Below are 23,874 nucleotides of genomic sequence, written 5' to 3'. Positions count from 1 at the left end.
AGCTCCCGGGACCACTTTTCCCAGTCCTTTCTCACGGCTCGCACCACCTTTTTCCTTCGGCCTTCACCAGCAGCTCCAGTCCGTCATAGGTGGACAATTCCAGCTTCTGTGTCCGCTCCAGTACTTCTTCCAGCTCCAGCAGCTTCATGGTCTCCTCGTACTGCCGCAGCTTTGCTTTCGCAGTCTCGTCCTTCTCCACTGGCGTGTAAACGCAGCTGCACTCCTCCAGTAGTTCATACCAGCCGTCCACGACCCCGCTCAGATCCAGAATCACCACCTCATAGCGGCTCTCCCGGCCTAAAAGCTCCAGAAGCTCCTTCCAGTCCTCCCGCTTTACCTGCTCATACTCCACCGGGGAATGAAGCGGCGGAATATAATCCAGCTCGCCCAAGGAGCGAATCAATCCCTCCAGTTTCCAGCCGAAGGCCGGTTTCCCCTGCTTCAGAAAGTACAATAGCTCCGATAATGTCCAGCCCTCCTCCGTAGGATACAGCTCGGAGAACCCGGAATATTCCTCCAGATTCAGGTACAGTGTCCGCTTCTTCTTCGCAATCTCCTTCCCCAGCGCCAGGGCAAAGCCGGTCTGGCCGGTTCTCCCCACCGGCGAGTAGACGCCGATACACTTCATCTTTTCCCTGCGAAGCACCACACCCGGAACTGCAGCCGCCTGCTCCGCATAGAAATCCATGGCCTGTCTCAGAATCTGCGGACAGGACTGGTACTTGTAGATGATCGGATATTCTGTCTGGGGAACAGCCTGATACTCCTCCCCCGACAACAGAATGACAGTTCCGTATTCCTTTTTCTTCGGCAAATCACACGCCAGCTCCTCCGACAAAAGCAGAATATCCACCGGGTGTTCTTTTGTATACGCGGAAAGCTCCCCACTGTCGGTAAATCCATGGACTGCCAGCATGGAAGCCTGCCGCCGGTTCGCAAACTCCACAAACCGCCGCACATACTCCCGTTCTCCGCTGCAGACCGCCATCTGCCTTCCTCTCATCTTCTACATTCCGGAGCTCAGCAGCAATCCGGTCATCAGACTGAGCCACAGCTCCAGTCCCAGAAATACTGCAGCCATCAGGAATGGCGCAGGCTCTCTTCTCTCCTTTTCCCCTTTTTCCTTCAAAATTTCCTCTTGTCCTCCTTCCATTCCTTGTCCACTCAGGAATTATGGTTTGACACAAACCAAGACAGTACCGGCTCACGTTCTGCCGGTCTTTTGTAAGAATTCTGATCGATCGAACCGCCATCTCTGACGGTAGCTAAAGTATAGCCTGTGCTCTTCTGTTTGTCTATTGTAAATGGTTCACAAAATTCCGAAGGCCGCGATTCCGTAGAGGAGCCCAATCCCGCTGATTCCGAGGGTTCCTGCCGTACAAAGGGTCAACGGATTTAACCCCACAAAAACAGAAATATTCTGGGAAAGGAGGATGGCGTTGATGATCTGGATCCCGATGGCGCCGAATACGGCGCGGAGAAGAAAGTTGATAATTTTCATAGAACCGCCTGCTTTTTTTATTATGTATACAGTCCATTTCCCCGATTTATACATACGCCGCCTGAAAATAATTCACCCAACCAGGTTTTTCCGTATATTTCCTGTTCCACCGGTCTATACTCCTACTAGAACAAAGAATCCTGCTTGCAGGATTTTCCGCCTGCGGCGGGTCGCTTCAGCGACATCATTCCACTCCGCCGCAGCGCGATAATTCTTTGTATAATAGGAGAGTCCATCGGAATATCCTATTTATACAAAAGACTTTTCAGATACGGGGGATTTTATGGGATTATTCAAAAAAGATGAGCCGCTGGAGGAATACGAACGCTTCTCGGCCCGGCGGCAGCTGATGGAAGATTTGACGCTTACAAAAAACGCGCTGGACACAGCCTACGCGAATTTCGAGACGGTGGTTGATCCGGATCTGATCGACTGCTATACTTATGAGATTTATTCGGTGCAGAAACGGTATAAGTTTCTGCTGGAACAGGTGCGGCAGATTGATTTGCAGAAAATAATGTGATGGACTTTTCCTAAAAGAAACCAAAGAAAAAGAGGGCTTCTTATGAATTCGGGCCGGTGTGGCTTGGAGCAGCTCATTGGGAGATGTCTGCTCCAGGGGCTATCCGCTATCTGCTGCGATACCGCATAGAGAAGGCTGCCGGGCTACTCCTTTCCACTGAAAAAAAGGCCGGGGAGATCGCCACAGTCTGCGGTTTTTCCGATATAAGCTATTTTACCAGACGCTTCCGTGAAATCAATGGCTGCACCCCTCTGGAATACCGAAAAGAAAATATATAATTTCTAACGAAACTTTTTATTCTTTTATTTGAAAGTTTGAATTGACGTAGTGACCGTTCAATGGTAGTATAATATATATACGAAAGTACTATGATTTACGTTCAAAGGAGGTCACTATGAAAAACGAAAACCATTTCGGCACTTTAACCGAACGCATGCAGGCTTTTCGCGAAGAAGTTCTGGATGAGAAACCCTATGTGGACGCCGAGCGTGCCATCTGGGCCACGGAGGCTTACCGTGAGAGCCTGAACCAGCCCAGGGTCATGGTGCGTGCCCTGATGCTGCAGAAGATTCTGGAGCATATGACCGTCTATATTGAAGATAAATCCCTTCTCGCAGGAAATCAAGCTACCAAGAACCGCAATGCTCCCGTTTTCCCCGAATATACCCTGGAATTCGTCATGAATGAGCTGGATCTGTTCGAGAAGCGCGACGGCGACGTGTTCTACATCACCGAGGAAACCAAAGAACAGCTTCGGTCCATCGCTCCCTTCTGGGAGAATAACAATCTCCGCGCCCGTGGCGAAGCCCTTCTGCCCGACGAAGTCAGCGTCTTTATGGAGACCGGCCTGTTTGGCATGGAAGGCAAGCTGAACGCTGGAGACGCCCACCTGGCTGTGAATTACGAGCGTCTTCTGAAAGAAGGACTGCGGGGTTACGAAGCCAAGGCCCGCGCCTGCAAGGAAGCCCTCGACCTGACCGACCCGGACAGCATCGACAAAAATGTATTCTATAAGGCCGTTCTGATTGTCATCGAAGCGGTCCGGGCTTTTGCGCTCCGCTACAGTGAACTGGCCGCTGATCTGGCCGCCAGGGAAAGCGACGCCGCACGGAAAGCCGAACTTTTGGAAATGAGCCGTATCTGCGCCAAGGTTCCCTACGAACCCGCTTCCAACTTCCGCGAGGCTGTACAGTCCGTCTGGTTTATCCAGCTGATTCTGCAAATTGAGTCCAACGGCCATTCCTTAAGTTACGGCCGTTTCGACCAGTATATGGATCCCTACTATGAGAAGTCCCTGCAGGACGGAACCATCACCAGAGAGGAAGCTCTGGAACTACTGACCTGTCTGTGGATCAAGACCCTGACCATCAATAAGGTCCGTTCCCAGGCCCACACCTTAAGCTCCGCAGGTTCGCCCATGTACCAGAATGTCACCATCGGCGGCCAGACCGTAGACAAAAAGGACGCTGTCAATCCCTTAAGCTTCCTGGTGCTCCAGTCTGTGGCCCAGACCCGTCTGACCCAGCCGAACCTGACGGTTCGCTATCACGCAAACCTGGATCCGAAATTTTTCGACGAATGCATCGAGGTCATGAAGCTGGGCTTCGGCATGCCGGCCCTGAACAACGACGAAATTATCATCCCGTCCTTTATCCAGTGGGGCGTCAAAGAGGAAGATGCCTATAACTACAGCGCCATTGGCTGCGTGGAGACCGCCGTTCCCGGAAAATGGGGCTACCGCTGTACCGGCATGTCCTACATTAACTTCCCCCGTCTGCTCCTCTGCGTCATGAATGACGGCGTGGATCTGACCAGCGGCAAGCGCTTTGTAAAGGGCTACGGACACTTCCAGGATATGGAGAGCTACGAGGAGCTGCTAGACGCCTGGGATAAATCCCTGCGTGAACTGACCCGTTACAGCGTCATTGTGGAAAATGCCATCGACAAGGCCTCCGAGCGGGATGTGCCCGATATCCTCTGCTCTGCCCTGACCGACGACTGTATCGGCCGCGGCAAGACCATCAAAGAGGGCGGTGCAGTCTACGACTTTATCTCCGGCCTTCAGGTGGGCATTGCCAACATGGCGGACTCCCTGGCCGCTGTCAAGAAGCTAGTCTATGATGAGAAAAAAATCACCCGGGATGAGCTCTGGAACGCGATTCTCGACGACTTCCAGTCCCCGGAGAACCAGAAGATTCAGGAAATGCTCATCAACGACGCACCCAAATACGGCAATGACAACGACGACGTAGATCTCCTGGTGGTACGCGCCTACGACACCTATATCGACGAGATTAAGAAATACCCCAGCACCCGCTACCACCGCGGCCCCATCGGCGGTATCCGCTACGCGGGAACCTCCTCCATCAGCGCTAATGTGGGGCAGGGTATGGGAACCATGGCCACTCCGGACGGACGCCACGCCTTTGAGCCGCTGGCAGAAGGCTGCAGCCCGGCCCATAACTGCGACAAAAACGGCCCCACCGCCGTATTTAAGACCGTGTCCAAGCTTCCCACCGACAAAATTACCGGTGGTGTTCTGCTGAACCAGAAAATGACGCCCCAGGTACTGTCCAGGGAAGAGAACAAACAGAAGCTGGAGATGTTGATCCGCACCTTCTTCAACCGACTCCACGGCTATCATGTCCAGTACAACATTGTATCCCGGGAGACCCTGATCGACGCTCAGCTCCACCCGGAGAAGCACAAGGATCTGATCGTCCGCGTGGCAGGCTACAGTGCTTTCTTCAACGTATTATCCAAGAAGACCCAGGACGATATCATCGGAAGAACGGAGCAGTCTCTCTAAGTCCGGCTTCTCTGCCGGCCAGCAAAGGAGATTTTTATGACATCCATGAAAACGAAACGTTATGCCATCGCAGCCCCGACCAGTATGGGGCTGCGCATCACCCCGGAAAACCGGATGAGTGTGCAGAACAGCAATTTATTCTATATGCAGGCCACCAGCGCCGAATCCAACGTCCTGAACGTGGCGTCCTCCTTGGGACGCGAGTGCCTGATTCTTACAAAATTTGTAAAAGGAAGTCCCATGGCGGATTTTATCCGGCGTCAGCTTCGCGCCCGCAATATCGCTTTTGAAGGCGCGGAAGTCGATCAGGGCGGCCCCTGGGGCTATCGTCATCAGTTCAATATCGCGGATTCCGGCTTCGGTCTCCGGGCGCCCCGGGTCTGGAATGACCGAGCAGGCGAAGTGGGCCGCACCCTTTCCATCGACGAGTTCGATGTGGAGCGCATCTTCGGCCAGGAAGGCGTAGGCATCCTGCATCTCTCCGGCCTGATTGCGGCCATGAGTCCCGAGACTACCGCCTGCTGCCTAGCTCTCGCCAAAGTGGCGAAGCAGTACGGCACCCTGATTTCCTTTGATCTGAACTATCGGGCCACCTTCTGGGCCGGACGGGATGCTGAGCTTCACCAGGCTTTCCACGAGATCGCTTCCCAGGCCGATATTCTCATCGGCAACGAAGAGGATTTCCAGCTCTGCCTGGGCTTTGAAGGCCCCGAGACCGGTGGCAAAGACCTTTCCGAGAAAATAGATTCCTTCAAAGGCATGATTTCCCAGGTAAAAGAACGTTACCCTCATACCCGCATGTTTGCCACCACCCTCCGGCAGGTACTTTCCGCCAATGAACACCTCTGGGGCGCCATTCTTCTGGCTGACGGCCAGTGGTACGTGGAAGAGCCCCGTCCGATTCAGGTTCTGGACCGCATCGGCGGCGGCGACGGCTTCTCCGGCGGCCTGCTCTACGGCGTGCTGAACGGCTGGGCTCCCGATAAATGCCTGCAGTTCGGCTGGGCGTCCGGCGTCCTGGCCGCATCCAGTCTCAACGACTATGCGGAACCGGCAGATGAAAAACAGGTCTGGGATATCTATAAAGGCAACGCCCGCGTGCAGAGATAAGGAGGCATACAGAATATGAAAGAAGCAGATATCGGTCTCATCGGCCTGGCCGTCATGGGCGAAAATCTGGTCATGAATATGGAATCCAAAGGCTTTACCGTGGCTGTCTACAACCGCACCACCGAGAAAGTCGACAAATTTGTAAACGGCCGCGCTTCCGGCAAAAACATCATCGGCTGCCACTCCCTGACCGAGCTGGTGGACGCCCTGAAAAAACCCCGCAAGGTTTTCCTGATGGTAAAAGCCGGCCAGGCCGTAGACGATATGATTACACAGCTGTTACCGCTTCTGGAGGACGGCGATATCATCATAGACGGCGGCAACTCCCATTTTCCCGACACCATCCGCAGAACCGCTTCTGTGGAAGCTCAGGGAAAACTCTATGTGGGAACCGGCGTATCCGGCGGCGAAGAGGGCGCGCTCAGGGGCCCCAGCATGATGCCCGGCGGTTCGCCTGCTGCCTGGCCCTTCGTAAAGCCCATCTTCCAGGCCATCTGCGCGAAGGTGGAGGACGGCAGCCCCTGCTGCGACTGGGTCGGCGAGAACGGCGCAGGCCATTTTGTGAAAATGGTACACAACGGCATCGAATATGGCGATATGCAGCTGATCTGCGAGGCTTACCAGCTTATGCGGGATCTGCTTGGTATGTCGGACGACGAGATGCAAGAAGTCTTTGCCTGTTGGAATCAGACGGAACTGGACAGCTACCTCATCGAAATTACGCGGGACATTCTCGCTTACAAGGATACCGACGGCAGCCCCATCGTGGAGAAGATTCTCGATACGGCAGGACAGAAGGGAACCGGCAAATGGACCGGCATTGCCGCCCTGGACGAGGGCGTTCCGCTGACCCTGATCGGCGAAGCCGTATTCGCCCGCTGCCTCTCCGCCATGAAGGAAGAGCGTGTGGCGGCGGCGTCAGCGTACCGGCGCGCCATCCCGGCTTTTACCGGCGACAGAAAAGAGATGGTGGAAGCCATCCATCAGGCTCTCTACGCCAGCAAAATCATTTCCTATGCCCAGGGCTATTCCCTGATGCGTACGGCGGCGGAGCACTACGGCTGGAACCTGAATTACGGCGGCATCGCCCTCATGTGGCGCGGCGGCTGTATCATCCGAAGCGTTTTCCTGGGTAAAATCAAGGAAGCCTACGACGCCAATCCAGCCCTCGCCAACCTGCTGCTGGATCCCTATTTTCGTGAGACCATGGAGCGGCTGCTTCCGGCCTGGCGGAAAGTCGCGGCGGCAGCCATCCAGTACGGCGTCCCGGCTCCGGCTATGACGGCGGCCTTAAGCTATTTCGACGGCTACACCACCGACCGGCTTCCGGCCAATCTTTTACAGGCGCAACGCGATTATTTCGGCGCGCACACCTATGAGCGGCTGGACGCTCCCCGCGGACAGTTCTTCCATACCAACTGGACCGGCCACGGCGGCGATACCGCAGCCAGCACTTACAACGCTTAATTCAGACTGTATCCCCTGAAAAAACCGGCTGTCCGGAGCTTATCATAAGCCCGGGCAGCCGGTTTTCCTTCGCTGTATTTACTTAAAGCTGGCGTCCAGTCCCCTGTCCAGGAATACCTGGATGTACTTCTGCAACTGCTCCGGATGCAGCTGCGGCACACCGCTCATCTCATACTCTGTCTCCAGCTGCTCGTATTTCTTTTCCCCGAACTGATGGAAAGGGAGCAGATGTACCTCACGGATTCCAAGTTTACATAAGTTTTCTGCCATCCCTGCCGCATCCTTCAGGCTGGCATTGAACTTCGGGATCACCGGAATCCGGGCAATCAGCGGAATCCCCTGGGACACTGCGTATCCCATATTTTCCAGAATTATATCGTTATACACGCCTGTCTTTTCAAAATGCTTTTCCCGATCCCAATGCTTCATATCAAAAAGAAGCAGGTCAATATACTCCACAAACTCCCGAAATACCTCGTGGCTGGCATACCCAGTAGTCTCCGCCGCGCAGTGCAGTCCCCGGCTCTGCGCCTCCTTCAGAAGCTCCACCGCAAAGGCGTGCTGCTGCAATACCTCACCGCCGGACAGGGTGATACCGCCCCCGGATTCCTCATAGAACTCCCGGTCCTTCTCCACTTCCTCCAGCACCTCTTCCACGGTCCATTCCCGGCCAATGAGCTTCTTATCGCCCGACGCCAGCGCCTTCTTCCGGAAGCGGTTCTGGGATTCCGGGTTAGAACACCAGCGGCAGCTTAAGGGACAGCCCGCGAAAAATACGGTGGAGCGAATGCCCGGTCCGTCGTTGATACTGAACTTCTGAATATTAAAAATAAGCCCTTTTTCTGCTGAATTTCCCATGAAATAACTCCTTTTTCTTTTCTTATTCTTAGTTTATCATTCGCATTATTGTTTGTAAACTTATTTTTGAAATTATTTTATATTTCGTTTGAAATATTCTTGAAATTTTTAGCGAAAATATGTGGCATTATTTTCCCACTTATTATATAATAAATGCAAAGGAGAACGAAGCAAATGAAAGAACGCCATTTACAAATCATAAACCTCGTCAATGAGAAAGAAAAGGTCAGCGTCCAGGAGCTGTCCGAGCTTCTGAAGCTCTCCATGGTAACTATCCGCAAGGACCTGGAGGAGCTGGAGTCCCAGGGACTCTTAAGACGTCAGCACGGCTACGCCACAAAGGCCTCGCCGGACGCCATCAATTCCCGTATGGCTTTCCATTATTCGGAGAAAAAGGCCATCGCCAAACGGGCCATGGAGATCGTCGAGCCCATGGAGACCATTATGATTGAGTCCGGTTCCACCTGCGCCCTGTTCGCGCTGGAAGCGGCCATTCAGAAAGACGTCACCATTATCACCAATTCCGCTTATATCGCCCGCTACCTGAATCAGGTGCCTACCGCGCACATTATTCTGCTGGGCGGCGATTACGATACGGTAGCCGAGGTTACCACCGGCCCCGTCACGCAGCTCTGCGCCCGGGAATACCACGTAGACAAGCTGTTCGTCGGCGTAGACGGCTACACCGAGGAAAACGGCTTCACTAATATCAATCACACCCGAAGTGCCGTGGTAAAAGAATTTGCGAAGCAGGCCGACCATGTCATCGTGTTGACCACCTCCGATAAATTCGGAAAACGCAGCGTCGCCAAGCTGTTCGATTCCGAAGAGGTCTCCATGGTCGTTACCGACGACCAAATTACCCCGGAATGCAAAGAGACCATGGAACGCCACGGCATCCAGGTCATCACCACCACGACACAGGCATAAAAACACCGCTTTTTCGGTTTGCTTTTTTCCGGAAAAGCGGTATTTTTATCTTCTTATACTTCTTTTAAACAGGTTTCTATCTCGATCGCCACGCCGTCCTCTTCATTGGTACAGGCCGTATGATACGCCGTTGCTTTCAACACTTCCGGGTCCGCATTAGCCATGGCCATGCCTCTGCCTGCAGTCTTCAGAAGCGCCAGATCGTTGGTTCCGTCGCCGAACGCCATACATTCCTCCAGCCCGATTCCCAGATATCCGCACAGGAATTTTAGTGCCAGGCCCTTATTCGCCTTAGCCGAATTAATCTCAATGTTGTTCGGCAGGGATGTGGAAATCTCCAGATTGGGAAAATGCGCCTTCATCTCCGGCAGTCTCCGGTTCCTCTCCGGAATTTCCCGGAAATAATACTGAATCTTCTGAATCGTCGGCTCTATATCGAAGATCCTTTTCTCCATATTTTTCAAAGGCCGGTACACCTGCTTCATCATTTCTGCCGCCTTTACATTCTGGGCATAGAACCGCAGATCCGCAAAATCCTTCTCTTCCATCAGGCCCTGGCCATTCTGATAGCAGCCGCAGAGTACTTCCCAATCTCTGCCGTAAGCAAAGACAGCCTCTGACTCCGCCCGGGTCAGCTCTGCCCGGTGCAAAATCCTTTTTTCTTTCACGTCATAAATCTGCGCTCCATTGACCGTTATGGCATAGCGGACAAAAGGCATATTCTTTACCACATCCGGCATGCCGTCGTAAATTCTGCCTGTGGAGGGCACCAGATAGATGCCGCGATCCGTCGCATTCTGAAGCGCGGCCATGGTTCTCCCGGAAACTGTCTTATCCTCTTTCAGAAGCGTTCCGTCCAAGTCGAACGCAATCAGTCGAATACTCATATTATTTCACCTCAGTCAAATAATAACTCAACCGCGCCGATAAGTCCAGAATCGCTTCCCAGCTCCGTCTGAAAAAATTCCACCGGGAACTCATTGGTGTGATACCGCTCAAACTCCTCTTTCATCCGCCCGAACAGCTTGTCGCCCATGGCCAGCAGACCGCCGCTGAATACGATGCAGTCGATATTCAGAAGCATGTAAACGTCGAAAATCCAGATGGCCAGATAGTGGGCCATCTGTTCTACAGCCCGGATGGCTACTGCGTCGCCTTTCTCATATGCCTCGTTGATATGGCGGGTCGTAATCTGATCCACGCCCCCTGCCAGTTCCGGCAGAATAGAGCTTTCCCCGTCTTCTTTGATCCATTTTTTTACATATTTTAAGATTGCTTTTCCGGAACCCAGAGAATTAAAGCAGCCCACATTGCCACAGCTGCAGGCCATGCCCACCTCTTCCGGCACTGCAGCAAGCATATGCCCGCTCTCGCCGGATGCCCCGTTGCTGCCGCGAAACAGCCTTCCGTCAATGATCATGCCGCTGGAGATTCCGGTGCTGACCGGACAGTACAACATATTCCGGCGTCCCCGGCCAGCGCCCTGCCGATATTCCGCCAGCGCGCCACAGTGACAGTCATTGTCCATGACGATGCGGATATCCTGATCCAGCCTGGATTTCAGGTAATCCACCACTGCAAAATTATTAAGCTTCGGCAGACTGGCCGTCTTCGTCAGGGCTCCTTTTTCAAAATCTACAAAACCTGTGATCCCGATGCCGATACCCTCCACGGTTCCTCCACGGTTCCCGGTCTCCTCCATAAATCCCCGGATAATCTCCAGCACCGGCTCAAAAAACTCCTGGCCTTCCTTCTGATCATCCGAAGCTGTCTGCTTTCTCACCAGCAGCTTGCGCGCTTCATCAAACAGACCGTAAGCAATCTTCGTACCACCCACGTCAATTCCAATATAAAACTTCATGCTACAGTCCCTTTCTCAGAAGCTCCCGGACTACCTCGTCGTCGGTCTCCACACCGGCAGCCTTCAGTTCCTGAATCTTCTCCGCAAACTGGGGCAGGTACTTCTCATGGGCTACCAAAAGCTCATCTAACACCCGCTTGCCCTCTTTTCCGCTTTCGATCAACGGATTCATGGTAAAGGCCTCCAGCGCCAGACCATAATCTCCCGTAATAGCCGCCTCGATGACGCACTCCTCCATGGCCTTCATCAGCTGCAGCCAGCCTCTTGCCGCAGGCGGCATCTCGCCCCATGCGATGGGCTCCGCTCCCCTGGCGGAAATCAGGCTGCTGACCTCCACGATGGAATCCGGTGCCAGACAGGGAAGCGCACCCTTATTTTCGGTGCTGACCGTCATTCTCAGATGCCTGTCATTGTAAATGGCGCTGATACACTCACAGGCCGCGTCACTATAATAGGCTCCGCCGCGCTTGCCAAGCTGCTCCGGCTTCTCGTGAAGTCCCGGCTGAGCGTAGAGCTCAAACAGCTCATGCTCCACCTGATACATCTGCTCGGCTCTGGTTCCGCCCTTTTTGAACTCCTGGATACTGTGTTCCAGCATCTCCCGCTGCATAAAATAATATCTGTGATAACCGCAGGGAACCATTTTCATGGAATCCAGCAGTTCCTCCGGGAACGGCTCCTGATAGATATTCACCGGCGTACCGCCGTTCTTCTCATTGACATGCTTCAGAACCTCCGCTGTCACATCCTCGCCGTCGCGGTTTGTCACTTTATGCCAGTGGAAATGATTCAGTCCGGCGAACTGATAAGTCAGCTCCTCTTCAGTCTCGCCGATATTGCCCGACTCCCGCATCTGCGCGATGGTCGGCACGTTACACAGACCGATGGTCTTCTTCCAGCCAAATTTTTTGATGGCCGCCTCAGTCACCATACCGCTGGGATTCGTAAAATTGATCAGCCAGGCATCCGGACACAGCTCCCGCATATCGTCGATAATCTGTCCGATAACCGGAATAGTCCGGAAGGCCTTGAAGATACCGCCTGCGCCGTTGGTCTCCTGCCCCAGCATTCCGTGCAGATCCGGGATACGCTCATCCTTAATCCGAGCCTCCAGAAGTCCCACACGGAACTGTGTGGTCACAAAATCCGCCCCCGGAAGCGCTTCCCGGCGATCCAGCGTCGTATGCACCTTTACCTGATAGGGCGAAGCATCCCACATTCTCTGTGCCAGTTCCGATACGATACGCAGCTTTTCTTTGCCGCGCTCCACATCCACCAGCCACATTTCCCCGATGGGAAGCTCTTCATAGCGCCTGATGAACCCCTCGATCAGCTCAGGCGTGTAACTGCTGCCTCCACCAATTGTTACAATTTTTACCTGTTTTTTCATGACCACAGACTCCTCCTTCTTTTATGTTTTCATTATGTAAACTGATAGATAGTCGTCGTCTTATACAGCCCGCCCTTATCCAGAATGGGCTGCGGGAAATTCGGAGTGTTGATGCTGTTGGCGTAATAATGGCTTTCCATACAGAAGCCGCTATTTTTCGTAATCAGCACACCGCCCTTTCCTATGATGTCCCGGGTGGTATTGCCTGCGTAAAACTGCAGGCCCGGCAGATCTGTATACACGGTCATCCGAATGCCCGACTTGGGACTCTCGGCTGTCGCGGCTTTGCGGAGTCCCTTTCCGAAACCTTTCAAAACGAAATTGTGATCGTAGCCATAGACCAGCTTCAGCTGCTCGTCATCGGCGTGAATCTCCTGCCCGATGGCCCTGGGCTTCCGAAAATCCATGGGCGTACCAGCCACATCGCGGATTTCCCCGGTGGGAATGATTCCCTTCCGCACCGGTGTAAACTGCTCCGCGTTGATCCACACGATGGTATCCAAAATATTGCCCGTCTCATAGCCAGACAGGTTAAAATAAGAGTGATTGGTAAGATTTACCAGTGTCTTTTTATCTGTGGTTCCATAATAGGACAGAATCAGAGCGCCTGTATCCGTCAGCGTATAGGTCAGTGAGATATCCAGATTGCCCGGAAATCCGTTTTCCATGTCGGGGCTGTGATAGGTGAAGGATACGCTGTCATCCGTGAAACTCTCTGCCTCCCAGAGGACCTTGTGGAAGCCGTGGGCCATGCTGCTGTGAATGTTATTATCATTCTCATTGATTTCCAGCTGATACTCCACGCCGTCGATAGTAAAACGGCCCTTCTCAATCCGGTTCACATTACGGCCCACTGTCGTTCCCAGCATATCAAAATTATCCTCGTATTTTTCCAGTTCGTCATAACCCAGCACCACATCTCTCAGCTTTCCGTCCTGATCCAGCACCAGAAGCTTCACCAGAACGGCTCCGAAATCCGTCAATACGGCTTGCATCCCCTTCTGATTCTCAATGGTGTACAGGTTCGCGATCCGTCCGTCCCGAAGTTTGTCAAATGCTTTCACTGTCACGCTCATAGTCTGTCTCTCCTTTACTTATACATGCTCCCGCTTTCTCAGACGGCCGAAGCAGTCAAATCCCAGAATCAGTACAATAATGATACCCTGCAGAAGCTGCTGCACATAGGCTCCGATTCCCAGACAGTCCATACAGTTAGACATCAACTGCAAAACGAACACTCCTATAAAGCTCTGTACCACACCGCCGATACCACCCGCGAAGGAGGTTCCGCCGATTACGACGCCGCAGTTGACCAGCATACCGGTATTGTCTCCGTACACGGAGGACGCAGAGTTCATTCTGGAGGACAGGAGAATACCCGCCAGCGCCGCCATCACGCCGGAGATTACAAAAGTGGACCACTTGATCATCACCGTATTGATACCGGAATATTTCGCCACATCATAATTGCCTCCGATGGCATAGCAGTTTCTTCCGTAGGTCGTAAACCGCAGCACGCAGAAAAAAATCACCAGAATGATCGCCATATACAGCACCAGAATCGGAATATGTCCGAAAATCTTGGTATTGGAAATCTTCATGAATTCCATATTGGTGCAGGCAATCGGGTGCGCGTCCGTCAGCTGCTGGCAGATACCCTTCAGCAGGGTTCCCATACCCAGAGTAATGATAAAGGGCTCCGTTCTCTGATGTACTACCAGGAACCCATTGACCAGACCCACAGCCGCTCCGGCCAGCAATGCGCAGAGGCAGGCTACCGCGATGGGCATACCGGAATTGATCATCAGAACCGTAATAACACCGGACAGACACATGATTCCACCCACCGACAGATCGCAGGCCGCGCAGAGCACGGTCATAGTCACGCCCATGGCAATGATTCCCTGTACCGTCGCGGAACGGAATACGTTCATCCAGTTGTATACACTGTAAAACTGTGTGTTGAAAAACAACATTAGAATCAGCATTGCCAGAATCGCCAATACTGCTTTCTGCTTCAGTAAAACTTGTTTTGCTTTTATGAAAACACGCTTGGTATCCATCTTCTGCCCTCCTTAATGAATCTGTTGTTCTTTACGATTATCCAGCCAGATAGCGATGACAAGAACGAGACCCTTCATGATGGTCTGCAGATAAGTAGACACGCCCAGCATATTCATACAGTTGGATAACAAGATAATTAACAGTACTCCGAGCACGGTCCGGATGCCGCTTCCGGTTCCTCCGGCCAGCGCCGTGCCGCCTACGACTACGGACATGATGGCGTCCGTCTCATAGCCTGCTCCGGCCACCGGAGACGCGGTCGTAACACGTGAAATCAGAACAATCGAACCCATGCCTGCGAACAGGCCGCAGATGGTATATACCAGAACCATGGTGCGCTTCATATTGTAACCACAAAGCGTCGCCGCAATCTTATTGCCGCCCATCAGCGCGATCTGTCGGCCCCAGAGAGTCTTACGGTAGAACCACTCCACCGCCACCAGTGAAATGACAAAGAGAATCATGGATACCGCCAGGGGGCCCACTTTTCCCTTTCCAATCCAAGTGAAAATGGTGTAGGGATTGGACAGGCGGGACATATGCTCCGTCTCGGAATTGGTATAAATCAGCGCAATAGCCCCGAAGATCGAGCTCATTCCATAGGTGATGAACAGAACCTCCGCCTGAATCCGGGCGCCAAAGCCCACCAGGATCACGCCGTTCAGGAAGCCTAAGAAGGTTCCCAGAAGCAGGCCGCAGAGCAGCGCGCCCACCTGACCCAACGGGTCAATCAGGGACAGCGTCACCACGCCTACCAGTGAAATGATACCTACCACAGACAGGTCCAGAAAGCCGCCAATGATCACGTAGGTCATACCCAGCGCTACAAAGCTTAAGGGACCGAACTGTCTCAAAATATTGGTAAAGTTATTCTGTGTCAGAAATAAAGGCTCCACAATCGCCGTTACCACGCACAGTACCACGATGCCCAGCAACACAAGATTGTGTAACAAGAATTTTTTTACGTCGATTGATTTTCCCATTCTATTACCTCTTCCCTTATCCGATGGCCCTGTCCATGATCTCGCTCGGATCTACTTCCTCCGGAGAGAATTCTCCGGTAATCCGGCCGTCGCAGACTGTCAGTACGCGGTTGCTCATGCTCAGAACTTCCGGAAGCTCAGAGGAAATCATAATGATGGCTCCTCCCTGCTCCACGATCTTGTTCATCAGCACATAAATCTCATACTTTGCTCCTACGTCGATGCCTCTGGTCGGCTCGTCCAGAATCAATACCTTGGGATTCAGCTCCAGCCATCTTCCCACGACGCATTTCTGCTGGTTTCCACCGGACAGATTCAACACCTTGGCAGCCGCGCTCGGCGTCTTGATCAGAAGGTTTTCAATCTGACGATTCTCGATCTCCTTCTCTTTCTTACGGTTCAGCACACCCTTTTTCGCAATCTCGCTCAGGGCCGCCATGGTGATATTTTCACCTACGGAAAAGCGTAAAATCAGGCCCTCCTGCTTCCGGTCCTCGGGAACCAGTCCCATGCCCAGCGCTTTCGCGTCTCTGGGGCTCGATACGGTCACAGGTTTTCCTTCCATGATGAGCTCCTTGCTCTTGACCTTATCCGCTCCATAGATGGCCCGGATGATCTCGGTTCTTCCGGCTCCCACCAGGCCTACCAGACCCAGGATCTCGCCTTTGTGCAGAGTAAAGTTGATATCGTGTAGCTTACTTGTGTTGAGGTTTTTCACCTCCAGAAGAGGTTCTCCCACGAAATGTGCCCGGGGCGGGTACTCATTTTCGATGGTACGGCCCACCATCTTGGCAATCATCTCGCTTCTGGTCAGTTCCTCGATAGGTTTGGTGTCAATGACATTACCGTCACGCATAATGGTGACAATATTGCAGTATTCAAAAATCTCATCCAGCTTGTGGCTGATATAGATGATAGAAATGCCCTTATTTCTCAACTGGAAAATGATCTCGCCCAGCTTCTTCAGCTCCTCTGTGGTCAGACTGCTGCTGGGTTCATCCATGATGATCAGCTTCGAATCAAAGGAAAGAGCCTTGGTAATCTCTACCATCTGCATTTCGGAAGCGCTTAAATCCCCCACCAGCGTATAGGTGTCAATCTTGCTACCGATGCTGTCCAGAAGCTCGCGGGCCTTCTGATGGGTACCCTTCATCCCATGATTTTCCGAGAATCTTCCGAGGAAAATATTTTCACCCACAGTCATCGTATTGACCAAATTGAACTCCTGGTAAATGATGCTCAAGCCCCTGCGCAGCGCCTGAATCGGTGTGGTATGCTCAATGATCTCCCCATCAAACTCAATCGTACCCTCATCCTTTTCATAGACGCCGGACAGAATCTTCATCAGCGTAGATTTTCCTGCTCCATTTTCTCCAACAATTCCATATACCACGCCCTTGGGAATTTCCAAAGATACTTTATTCAGCGCCAGAACACCCGGAAATCGTTTCGTTACGCCGCTGACCTTCAATATCAAATCTTTTTTCTGTTCCACTGATATATCTCCTTTTAGAAAAATCGCCTTTAACTATCTCCATTTTTAAGAAAAGCTTGCTCTGGCAGATACCAGAGCAAGCTAATCACTTCTGTGTTACTCTCTCTTTTTTACCACTCCGGATAGGGTAAGCTGTCTACATTTTCAGATGTAACGGTGTCAAGCGGGATCCAGTTGATTTCTTCGAAGCTCTCGCCTGCAACTGCCTTCTGTGCGCAATCCAGAGACTGAGCTACCATGTTGGTGAAGGACTGGCCGATGCATACAGCCTGGGTGCCGTCCTTAACATGATCGTAACCTGCGGAGCATCCGTCTACTGCTACGATATATACGCCGTCCATATTCGCGTTTTCAAGCGCGTTGATAACGCCGGTAGCGCCGTTGTCCCAATGACAGAATACCGCGTCGATCTTATCGCCGTATTTTACGATGAAGTCTTCCATGATAGCCATACTGTCCTCAGTTGCCCACTGATCGCAGTTCTTGGAATCCAGAACCGTGATGTTGGAGCCTTCCAGACCAGCCTTGAAGCCGTCGCTTCTCTTAACCTGCGCGTCATGTCCGGACTGTCCGCCGATCTCTACTACATTACAGCCGTCCGGGAATGCGTCGATAATCGCCTGAGCCGCCTGCTCGCCTGCCATGGTATCATTGGTTCCGCAGAAGAAATCTCTGTACTGCTGGCTCTCTGCCGCCAGGTCAGAAGAGAAAAGTCCTACTACGATACCGGCTTCTTTCGCTTCCATCAGAGCCGGTACAACCGCCTGCGGATCTGCCGGGTTGATAATGATAGCATCTACACCCTGTGCGATACAGGTGCTGATAGCGTCAGTAGCCTTCTGAGCGTCGCCAGCCTGATCGTAAGAGGTCAGGTTGATTCCCAGCTCTTTCGCTTTCTCTTCTGCGATACGGCAGGAATAAGACTGAGACTCATTCGCCATATCCTGTACAATCCAGCCTACAGTAATGCCGTCACCGGAAGCCGCTGCTGTGTTGCCGGTGTCCTCGGTCTGCGCTGTGTCTGCTGCTGCGTCAGTCTTGGTCTCCCCGCCAGACTTTCCGCATGCTGCCAGACCACAGATCATGGTCGCTGCCAGTAAGAGTGCTAATCCCTTCTTTTTCATGTTGTTTCCTCCTGTTACTTTTTTGTGTTTTTTCTATAACCGACAGGCCTTCTGCCTGTAAATTATCGTTGTTGCTTCGCCGTCCTTTATTTGTCTCTATTATAGTTTTTACCTCTGTCTCCCACAACTCCCGTTCTGAGCTGTAAGGTGCACAATCTGCTTCATTCATCAGAAGGTGATACAGGTGACACAGTAGACATTTTCCTGGTTCCAGACCTCCTTAAGACCACCTGTATGCTCATCTATTGCGAATACGCAAATATTGTCGGTATCCTGATTTGCCGCCAGCAGATACCTGCCGTCCGGGGACAGAATAAACTCCCGGGGAATTTCACCGCCGCTTAGCTTCGTCTCTGTCAGTGTCAGGCGTCCATCCGCTTCCACCCGGAATACCGCGATATGGTTTGTACCGCGTACCGCACCGTAGACCCATTTCCCACTGGGATGAATCCGGATACCCGCGCCAAGACAGCCTTCCGTCTGTTGCGCCGGATCCGCAAACGCGGATATGGTCTGCATCAGCTCTGCCTGTCCGGCTTTATACTGATAGACATTGACCTCACAGGTCAGTTCTGTCATCACATAGAAATGTGTTCCATTTCCATCGAAAGCGCCATGTCTCGTTCCCTGTCCCGGGATACCGTAGATGTTCTTCTCTTTCTCCGGAAGCAACCATCCCTTCTCCCAGTCCGCCCGGTAGCAGGCAAATACGTCCTGTCCCAGATCCGACACATAGACATGCTGTCCGTCCGGCGCCATCACAGTCTGATGGATATGGGGACCTTCCTGCCGCTCCGGGTTCGCGCCCCGGCCCCGGTGCCTCAGGACACAGGTCGCCGGTTCCAGTCCGTGATCCTCCCGGATCCGGTACACGGCCAGGCTGCCGCCGGAATAATTGGATACCAGAAGGTACTTTTTATCTGGAGAAAAACTCAGGTGACAGGCATCTGCCCCACAGGTAAACTGTCGGTTGATGCGCCGAAGCGCTCCCGTCTCCCGGTCAATGACAAATGCGGAAACAGTGGAACCATCAATGCCATTCCAGTCCTTCAGCTCATTGACACAGTACAGATACGCGCCCTCTGCGTCTGCCAGTACGTAAGAGGGATTCTGAATGTCACCAGTCACTGTCCGGTAGGCCAGCTTCCCGGTCTGTTCATCGAAATCATAGCAGGCGATACCCTTGCATCTTCCTTCTACTATCTCGCCCGATCCCATCAAAATCGGCTCCGTATAGCCTCCCGTAAATATCCGCATACCCTCTCTCCTTATCAGTCAAGCACCAGTTCGGATGCTCCCACGATACCGAAATCTTTCTTCAGTTCCGCGAACCGGAATTCTACCGGAAGGGGAATCTGATTGTAACGATCAAATTCCTTTCTCACTCTGCCGAACAGCGCGTCGCCAAAATGGGTCAGGCCGCCGCCGAATACGAATACGTTGATATTCAGCATCATGAAGCAGTTGTACGCACAGACCGCAATGTAGTGCGCCATCTGCTCCACCATTTCGATGGCCAGCTCGTCGCCCTCGTTGTAGGCTGCCAGCAGATCCTCACAGCTTAAATCTTCCTTGTCCACCATGGAAGTTTCCCTGCCCTCCAGCATCTTGATTTTCAGATGCTTCGGCACGTAGCGTCCGCTGGCGTGGGACATGAAGCAGCCCCTGTTCCGGCATCCGCACATGATGCCCTCGTCCGGCGTCGCCAGCATGTGTCCGCACTCTCCAGCCCAGCCGTAGCTTCCGCGGAACAGCTTTCCATCTACAATAATGCCGCTTCCGATTCCGGTGCTGGTGGCCATATAGATCATATGGCGGCTTCCCCGTCCGGCTCCCTTGCGGTACTCTGCCAGGGCTGCGGCATTGCTGTCGTTATCCAGTACAATCTTTACACCCGGCAGACGCTCCTGCAGATATTCCTTCATGGGAAAATCGCGAATATTCGTCAGCGCCGAGGTCAGATAGACGTAACCGGTATCAAAAAGAATATAGGACGGCATGCAGATTCCGATTCCCTGCAAATCCCCGTTCTTCAGGTTATGCTTCTTCTCGATCTCACGGATGGTCTCAATCATCCGGTCGCTGAAGGCCGGGCCATCTGCATTGATATCCGACGGATGCTGCATCCGATCCAGGAGCTGCCCGTCCGCATCAAACAAACCGTATGCTACTTTGGTTCCACCTGCATCAATTCCAATCCTGTACTTTTTGCACATATTTTTTCTCCAAATTGAATTTGTTTTGTTATATTTTATATTTATCATTATATAGATCAGTTTCACGCTTGTCAATAGAAATATAAATTACTTTCGAAAAAAACTTTTTTTGTTTCTTTTTTATATTGTTTCGAAACATGAGATCAAAAAAACAGCATCCGGATTTTGATCCGAATACTGCTTTTTTCTGTATTTTATATCCAGTTCTTTCTTATACCTAGCAGATCTCCGCGCCTGCCGGCATATCCTTCTCCGGCGTCATCAGTGCCAGATTACCCTCTGCGTCCTCAGCGCACAAAAGCATTCCTTCAGACAGGATACCTGCCAGCTTCGCCGGCTTCAGGTTCACGACTACCATGACCTTCTTACCGACCATTTCCTCCGGTGTGTAATGAGACTTAATACCGGATACGATCTGCTTTACCTGGCTTCCGATGCGGACCTGGGAGCACAGAAGCTTTTTAGACTTCTTCACGGCCTCGCAGGCAATGATTTCGCCCACCTGGAACTGCAGCTTCGCGAAATCGTCAAAGGTAATCTCTGCCTTCGGCTCGATGTCGATGACGTCTGCAGCCTCCTCTTTTGCCTCTTCCGGCTGAGCCTGCTCTGCCGCGTCCGCAGCCTTCTTAGCTTCAACCTTCTCCAGAACCTCTTTCACGTCCAGTCTCGCGAACAGAATCTCCGGCTTGTCGGTTACCTTATTGCCGGACTGATAGAGACCGAACATGTTCATAACCTCCAGGGAACGCTTTCTCGCGCCCAGCTGTGCCAGAATCTTGTCGGCAGTCTCCGGCATAAACGGCTCTAAGAGGCTTGCGCCAATGCTGATGCTCTCTACTAGGTTGTAGAGCACGGTCGCCAGACGGTCCTTTTTGCTCTCGTCCTTGGCCAGAGCCCAGGGCATGGTCTCGTCGATGTATTTATTGCAGCGTTTGAACAGGTTAAAGATCTCGGTGATGGCGTCTGCCACGCGCAGATCGTCCATTTTCGCGGAAGCCTTCTCCGCCGCGCTTACCGCAGCCTCGCGAAGCTCCCGGTCAACCGGCTCCAGCACGCCTGTGTTATTCACCACGCCGTCAAAATACTTATTAGACATGGATACGGTACGGTTCACCAGGTTGCCCAGGGTGTTCGCCAGGTCGGAGTTCATACGCTCCACCATCAGCTCCCAGGTGATTACGCCGTCATTGTCAAAGGGCATCTCATGCAGTACGAAGTAACGCACCGCGTCCACGCCGAACATATCTACCAGATCGTCTGCGTAGAGTACATTTCCCTTGGACTTGCTCATCTTGCCGTCTCCCTGCAGCAGCCACGGATGACCGAATACCTGCTTCGGCAGCGGCAGATCCAGCGCCATCAGGAAAATGGGCCAGTAAATGGTATGGAAACGGATAATGTCCTTGCCGATCAGATGCAGATCCGCCGGCCACTCCTTCTTGAACAGGTCACTGGACTCTCCGTCGCACTCGTAGCCAATGCCGGTGATGTAGTTGGTCAGCGCATCCAGCCATACGTATACCACATGCTTCGGATCGAAATCCACCGGGATACCCCATTTAAAGGAGGTACGGGATACACAGAGATCCTGCAGACCCGGAAGCAGGAAGTTGTTCATCATCTCATTCTTTCTGGAGACCGGCTGAATGAATTCCGGATGCTTGTTGATGTGGTCAATCAGACGGTCAGCGTATTTACTCATACGGAAGAAATAAGCCTCCTCCTTAGCCGGCTGAACCTCACGGCCGCAGTCCGGACACTTGCCGTCCACCAGCTGGGACTGGGTCCAGAAGGACTCGCAGGGCGTACAGTACATACCCTCGTAAGCGCCCTTGTAGATATCGCCCTGGTCATACAGCTTCTTGAAGATCTTCTGTACCTGCTTCTCGTGATAATCATCGGTGGTGCGGATAAATTTATCATAGGAAGTATTCATCAGATCCCAGATGCGCTTAATCTCGCCAGATACATTGTCTACGAATTCCTTCGGCGTTACGCCTGCCTCCTCAGCCTTCAGCTCGATCTTCTGGCCGTGCTCGTCGGTACCGGTCTGGAAGAATACGTCGTAGCCCTGGAGTCTCCGGAAACGGGCGATGGCGTCCGCCAGTACGATCTCATAGGTGTTGCCGATGTGGGGCTTGCCGGATGTGTAGGCAATAGCCGTAGTCATATAAAATTTTTTCTTGTCCATTTTTTACCTCTCTTTTCTATGCAAACGAAAATTTAAATAAGAATCCTGTGAAACAGGATTCTTCGCCTGCGGCGGGTCGCTCCAGCGACACAATTCCATTCCGCCGCAGTGCGCTCCCCCGGAGGGTTTTGCTCTATAGGAAACCCAACTTTTATACTTTCATATAGTATAATGTTTCCTATAGAGCAAAAAATCCCCGTCTTCCTCAATACCAAAGAAGACGGGGATGATTCCCGTGTTACCACTTCCATTCGCCTGTTCCTCACGAAACAGACCTCTGCGGGTACCTGCATACCCTGACGCTGTAACGGGCGCACCCTTCACGGCTTATCGCAGAAACTTCTGCGTTCATCCGTGCCGCTCAGAAACCATCTTCAGCTCTTTTGCCTCCATCCCTCTCAGCCACCGGGAATTCTCTGTAAAAGGTTCATACAGCTTACTCTTTTCTTCATCGCGTTTGCATTTTGCTCATATAAAAGAAGCGTAACACGGCCAAAACCTTTTGTCAAGCCTGCCGACTTTTCTTCTCTTATTCGTTTAAAAATTTTCAGTTTTTTATCGAATTTCGATGCTCATTTTTGTTGAAATTTACTCTTTAACTTTAAAAAATCAGTGCTATAATAAGCACCGTAAAGTAAATATAGAACCACTTAACAATACCTGTTTGTTACACAAAGTGGAAGGCTGCTAAGCGATTCAGATTTTGGAGGAAAAGATAAATGAATACTTTAAAAGCTGAAAAAAGAGACATGTTGACGAAAGCCAAGAAACTTAGACGTGAAGGTTATGTTACCGGCAATATCTACGGCCGCGAGATGAAGGAATCCATTCCTCTTCAGATTACCAAGGCAGACGCTGAGAAAATCTTAAGATCCGAAGGAAAAGGAAGCCAGGTAATGCTGGAGGTCGCAGGCGAGACCTATGACGCGCTGATTAAGGAGATCGATTATGATTCCTTAAGAGGACAGCTTCTGGAGATTGATTTCCAGGCACTGGTAAGCAATGAAAAGGTTCATTCCGTAGCTGAGGTGATCCTGCTTGGTCAGGACGACGTACAGGCCGGCGTGGTACAGCAGATGCTTCAGGAAGTTACCTACAAGGCACTGCCCGCAGATCTGGTTGACAAGATCAAGGTTGACGTCAGCCACATGAAGGTCGGCGAGACACTGAAGGTAAAGGATCTGGATATTGCCAAGAATCCTGCCATTGACCTGCATACTTCCCCGGAAGCTACCGTTGCTACCGTACTGGAGGTTCATGCCGCAGCGGCTGACGAAGACGCTGACGGTGAGACCGCAGAAGCATAATTCAAACCCAAACATGGAAATAGAACAGAAAAGCCCATATGTCGA

General features: G+C 52.1%; 22 protein-coding genes and 1 other annotated feature. Of the genes, 7 read left to right on the top strand and 15 right to left on the bottom strand.

The window, feature by feature from the left end; genetic code table 11:
• Positions 1–31 precede the first annotated feature (31 nt).
• From OCV63_RS11120 to OCV63_RS11110, 3 genes are all read right to left on the bottom strand, one after another.
• On the bottom strand, positions 32–1,003 hold the full coding sequence (locus tag OCV63_RS11120) for a P-loop NTPase family protein (protein WP_158363868.1): 972 nt from the start codon (positions 1,001–1,003) through the stop codon (positions 32–34).
• 3 nt (positions 1,004–1,006) lie between these two features.
• Positions 1,007–1,153 carry a hypothetical protein gene (locus tag OCV63_RS11115; RefSeq protein WP_262670816.1) on the bottom strand — a complete coding sequence of 49 codons (147 nt, stop codon included), beginning with the start codon at positions 1,151–1,153 and terminating at the stop codon, positions 1,007–1,009.
• 156 nt (positions 1,154–1,309) lie between these two features.
• Complete coding sequence (locus tag OCV63_RS11110; protein WP_158363867.1) at positions 1,310–1,555, bottom strand: pro-sigmaK processing inhibitor BofA family protein; 246 nt, start codon at positions 1,553–1,555, stop codon at positions 1,310–1,312.
• Between the two features lie 229 nt (positions 1,556–1,784).
• Between OCV63_RS11110 and OCV63_RS11105 the strand changes: the two genes are divergently transcribed.
• From OCV63_RS11105 to gnd, 5 genes are all read left to right on the top strand, one after another.
• The gene (locus tag OCV63_RS11105; RefSeq protein WP_158363866.1) at positions 1,785–2,024 is read left to right on the top strand and encodes a DUF2508 family protein; all 240 of its coding nucleotides are present in this window, start codon (positions 1,785–1,787) and stop codon (positions 2,022–2,024) included.
• A gap of 83 nt (positions 2,025–2,107) precedes the next feature.
• Complete coding sequence (locus OCV63_RS11100) at positions 2,108–2,302, top strand: helix-turn-helix transcriptional regulator (protein WP_158363865.1); 195 nt, start codon at positions 2,108–2,110, stop codon at positions 2,300–2,302.
• Between the two features lie 116 nt (positions 2,303–2,418).
• Positions 2,419–4,833, top strand: a complete 2,415-nt coding sequence (locus OCV63_RS11095; RefSeq protein ID WP_158363864.1) for a glycyl radical protein — start codon at positions 2,419–2,421, stop codon at positions 4,831–4,833.
• A 36-nt stretch (positions 4,834–4,869) separates the two neighbouring features.
• Positions 4,870–5,943: a PfkB family carbohydrate kinase gene (locus OCV63_RS11090; protein ID WP_158363863.1), complete on the top strand. Its 1,074-nt coding sequence runs from the start codon at positions 4,870–4,872 to the stop codon at positions 5,941–5,943.
• Between the two features lie 15 nt (positions 5,944–5,958).
• Entirely contained in the window at positions 5,959–7,410 is a 1,452-nt protein-coding gene (gene gnd, locus OCV63_RS11085) for a decarboxylating NADP(+)-dependent phosphogluconate dehydrogenase (RefSeq protein ID WP_158363862.1), read from the top strand.
• Positions 7,411–7,488: 78 nt separating this feature from the next.
• Here gnd and OCV63_RS11080 read toward each other — a convergent pair whose 3' ends face one another.
• Positions 7,489–8,268, bottom strand: a complete 780-nt coding sequence (locus OCV63_RS11080) for a glycyl-radical enzyme activating protein (RefSeq protein ID WP_158363861.1) — start codon at positions 8,266–8,268, stop codon at positions 7,489–7,491.
• A 174-nt stretch (positions 8,269–8,442) separates the two neighbouring features.
• On the opposite strand from OCV63_RS11080, the gene OCV63_RS11075 reads away from it, so the two are divergent.
• Positions 8,443–9,198, top strand: coding sequence for a DeoR/GlpR family DNA-binding transcription regulator (locus tag OCV63_RS11075; RefSeq protein WP_158363860.1), 756 nt, complete (start codon positions 8,443–8,445; stop codon positions 9,196–9,198).
• A gap of 53 nt (positions 9,199–9,251) precedes the next feature.
• Here OCV63_RS11075 and OCV63_RS11070 read toward each other — a convergent pair whose 3' ends face one another.
• From OCV63_RS11070 to metG, 11 genes are all read right to left on the bottom strand, one after another.
• Positions 9,252–10,085 (bottom strand): Cof-type HAD-IIB family hydrolase, encoded by an 834-nt coding sequence (locus OCV63_RS11070; RefSeq protein WP_158363859.1) that lies wholly within the window; start codon positions 10,083–10,085, stop codon positions 9,252–9,254.
• Between the two features lie 11 nt (positions 10,086–10,096).
• A complete protein-coding gene (locus OCV63_RS11065; RefSeq protein ID WP_158363858.1) occupies positions 10,097–11,059 on the bottom strand; it encodes an ROK family protein in 963 nt (320 codons plus the stop codon).
• 1 nt (position 11,060) lies between these two features.
• Positions 11,061–12,449, bottom strand: a complete 1,389-nt coding sequence (locus OCV63_RS11060; RefSeq protein WP_158363857.1) for a 6-phospho-beta-glucosidase — start codon at positions 12,447–12,449, stop codon at positions 11,061–11,063.
• Between the two features lie 32 nt (positions 12,450–12,481).
• A complete protein-coding gene (locus OCV63_RS11055; protein WP_158363856.1) occupies positions 12,482–13,525 on the bottom strand; it encodes an aldose epimerase family protein in 1,044 nt (347 codons plus the stop codon).
• 18 nt (positions 13,526–13,543) lie between these two features.
• Entirely contained in the window at positions 13,544–14,512 is a 969-nt protein-coding gene (locus OCV63_RS11050) for an ABC transporter permease (RefSeq protein ID WP_158363855.1), read from the bottom strand.
• Positions 14,513–14,524: 12 nt separating this feature from the next.
• Positions 14,525–15,496, bottom strand: a complete 972-nt coding sequence (locus OCV63_RS11045) for an ABC transporter permease (RefSeq protein ID WP_158363854.1) — start codon at positions 15,494–15,496, stop codon at positions 14,525–14,527.
• 16 nt (positions 15,497–15,512) lie between these two features.
• Positions 15,513–16,991 (bottom strand): sugar ABC transporter ATP-binding protein, encoded by a 1,479-nt coding sequence (locus OCV63_RS11040; protein ID WP_158363853.1) that lies wholly within the window; start codon positions 16,989–16,991, stop codon positions 15,513–15,515.
• A 110-nt stretch (positions 16,992–17,101) separates the two neighbouring features.
• The gene (locus tag OCV63_RS11035; RefSeq protein ID WP_158363852.1) at positions 17,102–18,115 is read right to left on the bottom strand and encodes a sugar ABC transporter substrate-binding protein; all 1,014 of its coding nucleotides are present in this window, start codon (positions 18,113–18,115) and stop codon (positions 17,102–17,104) included.
• A gap of 168 nt (positions 18,116–18,283) precedes the next feature.
• Entirely contained in the window at positions 18,284–19,372 is a 1,089-nt protein-coding gene (locus tag OCV63_RS11030) for a lactonase family protein (protein WP_158363851.1), read from the bottom strand.
• Positions 19,373–19,386: 14 nt separating this feature from the next.
• Positions 19,387–20,331: an ROK family protein gene (locus OCV63_RS11025; RefSeq protein WP_262670815.1), complete on the bottom strand. Its 945-nt coding sequence runs from the start codon at positions 20,329–20,331 to the stop codon at positions 19,387–19,389.
• A gap of 217 nt (positions 20,332–20,548) precedes the next feature.
• The gene (gene metG / locus OCV63_RS11020) at positions 20,549–22,522 is read right to left on the bottom strand and encodes a methionine--tRNA ligase (protein WP_158363849.1); all 1,974 of its coding nucleotides are present in this window, start codon (positions 22,520–22,522) and stop codon (positions 20,549–20,551) included.
• A gap of 213 nt (positions 22,523–22,735) precedes the next feature.
• Positions 22,736–22,983, bottom strand: a binding site (T-box leader).
• 258 nt (positions 22,984–23,241) lie between these two features.
• Here metG and OCV63_RS11015 point away from each other — a divergent pair.
• Positions 23,242–23,829: a 50S ribosomal protein L25 gene (locus OCV63_RS11015; protein ID WP_158363848.1), complete on the top strand. Its 588-nt coding sequence runs from the start codon at positions 23,242–23,244 to the stop codon at positions 23,827–23,829.
• Positions 23,830–23,874: the final 45 nt, after the last annotated feature.

This window comes from Laedolimicola ammoniilytica, from assembly GCF_025567165.1.
Classification (GTDB): Bacteria; Bacillota; Clostridia; order Lachnospirales; family Lachnospiraceae; genus Laedolimicola; species Laedolimicola ammoniilytica.
Note: the sequence above shows the minus strand (reverse complement) of the source record. Positions and strands in the feature narration are given on the sequence as shown.

Excerpts from the sequence above, each read along its gene's own strand:
- OCV63_RS11030 (WP_158363851.1), bottom strand. The coding sequence starts at position 19,372 with ATGCGGATATTTACGGGAGGCTATACGGAGCCGATTTTGATGGGATCG.
- OCV63_RS11110 (WP_158363867.1), bottom strand. The coding sequence starts at position 1,555 with ATGTATAAATCGGGGAAATGGACTGTATACATAATAAAAAAAGCAGGC.
- OCV63_RS11080 (WP_158363861.1), bottom strand. The coding sequence starts at position 8,268 with ATGGGAAATTCAGCAGAAAAAGGGCTTATTTTTAATATTCAGAAGTTC.
- OCV63_RS11015 (WP_158363848.1), top strand. The coding sequence starts at position 23,242 with ATGAATACTTTAAAAGCTGAAAAAAGAGACATGTTGACGAAAGCCAAG.
- OCV63_RS11075 (WP_158363860.1), top strand. The coding sequence starts at position 8,443 with ATGAAAGAACGCCATTTACAAATCATAAACCTCGTCAATGAGAAAGAA.
- OCV63_RS11025 (WP_262670815.1), bottom strand. The coding sequence starts at position 20,331 with ATGTGCAAAAAGTACAGGATTGGAATTGATGCAGGTGGAACCAAAGTA.
- OCV63_RS11120 (WP_158363868.1), bottom strand. The coding sequence starts at position 1,003 with ATGAGAGGAAGGCAGATGGCGGTCTGCAGCGGAGAACGGGAGTATGTG.
- OCV63_RS11035 (WP_158363852.1), bottom strand. The coding sequence starts at position 18,115 with ATGAAAAAGAAGGGATTAGCACTCTTACTGGCAGCGACCATGATCTGT.
- OCV63_RS11060 (WP_158363857.1), bottom strand. The coding sequence starts at position 12,449 with ATGAAAAAACAGGTAAAAATTGTAACAATTGGTGGAGGCAGCAGTTAC.
- OCV63_RS11100 (WP_158363865.1), top strand. The coding sequence starts at position 2,108 with ATGTCTGCTCCAGGGGCTATCCGCTATCTGCTGCGATACCGCATAGAG.
- gnd (WP_158363862.1), top strand. The coding sequence starts at position 5,959 with ATGAAAGAAGCAGATATCGGTCTCATCGGCCTGGCCGTCATGGGCGAA.
- metG (WP_158363849.1), bottom strand. The coding sequence starts at position 22,522 with ATGGACAAGAAAAAATTTTATATGACTACGGCTATTGCCTACACATCC.
- OCV63_RS11090 (WP_158363863.1), top strand. The coding sequence starts at position 4,870 with ATGACATCCATGAAAACGAAACGTTATGCCATCGCAGCCCCGACCAGT.
- OCV63_RS11055 (WP_158363856.1), bottom strand. The coding sequence starts at position 13,525 with ATGAGCGTGACAGTGAAAGCATTTGACAAACTTCGGGACGGACGGATC.
- OCV63_RS11070 (WP_158363859.1), bottom strand. The coding sequence starts at position 10,085 with ATGAGTATTCGACTGATTGCGTTCGACTTGGACGGAACGCTTCTGAAA.
- OCV63_RS11065 (WP_158363858.1), bottom strand. The coding sequence starts at position 11,059 with ATGAAGTTTTATATTGGAATTGACGTGGGTGGTACGAAGATTGCTTAC.
- OCV63_RS11115 (WP_262670816.1), bottom strand. The coding sequence starts at position 1,153 with ATGGAAGGAGGACAAGAGGAAATTTTGAAGGAAAAAGGGGAAAAGGAG.
- OCV63_RS11050 (WP_158363855.1), bottom strand. The coding sequence starts at position 14,512 with ATGGATACCAAGCGTGTTTTCATAAAAGCAAAACAAGTTTTACTGAAG.
- OCV63_RS11095 (WP_158363864.1), top strand. The coding sequence starts at position 2,419 with ATGAAAAACGAAAACCATTTCGGCACTTTAACCGAACGCATGCAGGCT.
- OCV63_RS11105 (WP_158363866.1), top strand. The coding sequence starts at position 1,785 with ATGGGATTATTCAAAAAAGATGAGCCGCTGGAGGAATACGAACGCTTC.
- OCV63_RS11045 (WP_158363854.1), bottom strand. The coding sequence starts at position 15,496 with ATGGGAAAATCAATCGACGTAAAAAAATTCTTGTTACACAATCTTGTG.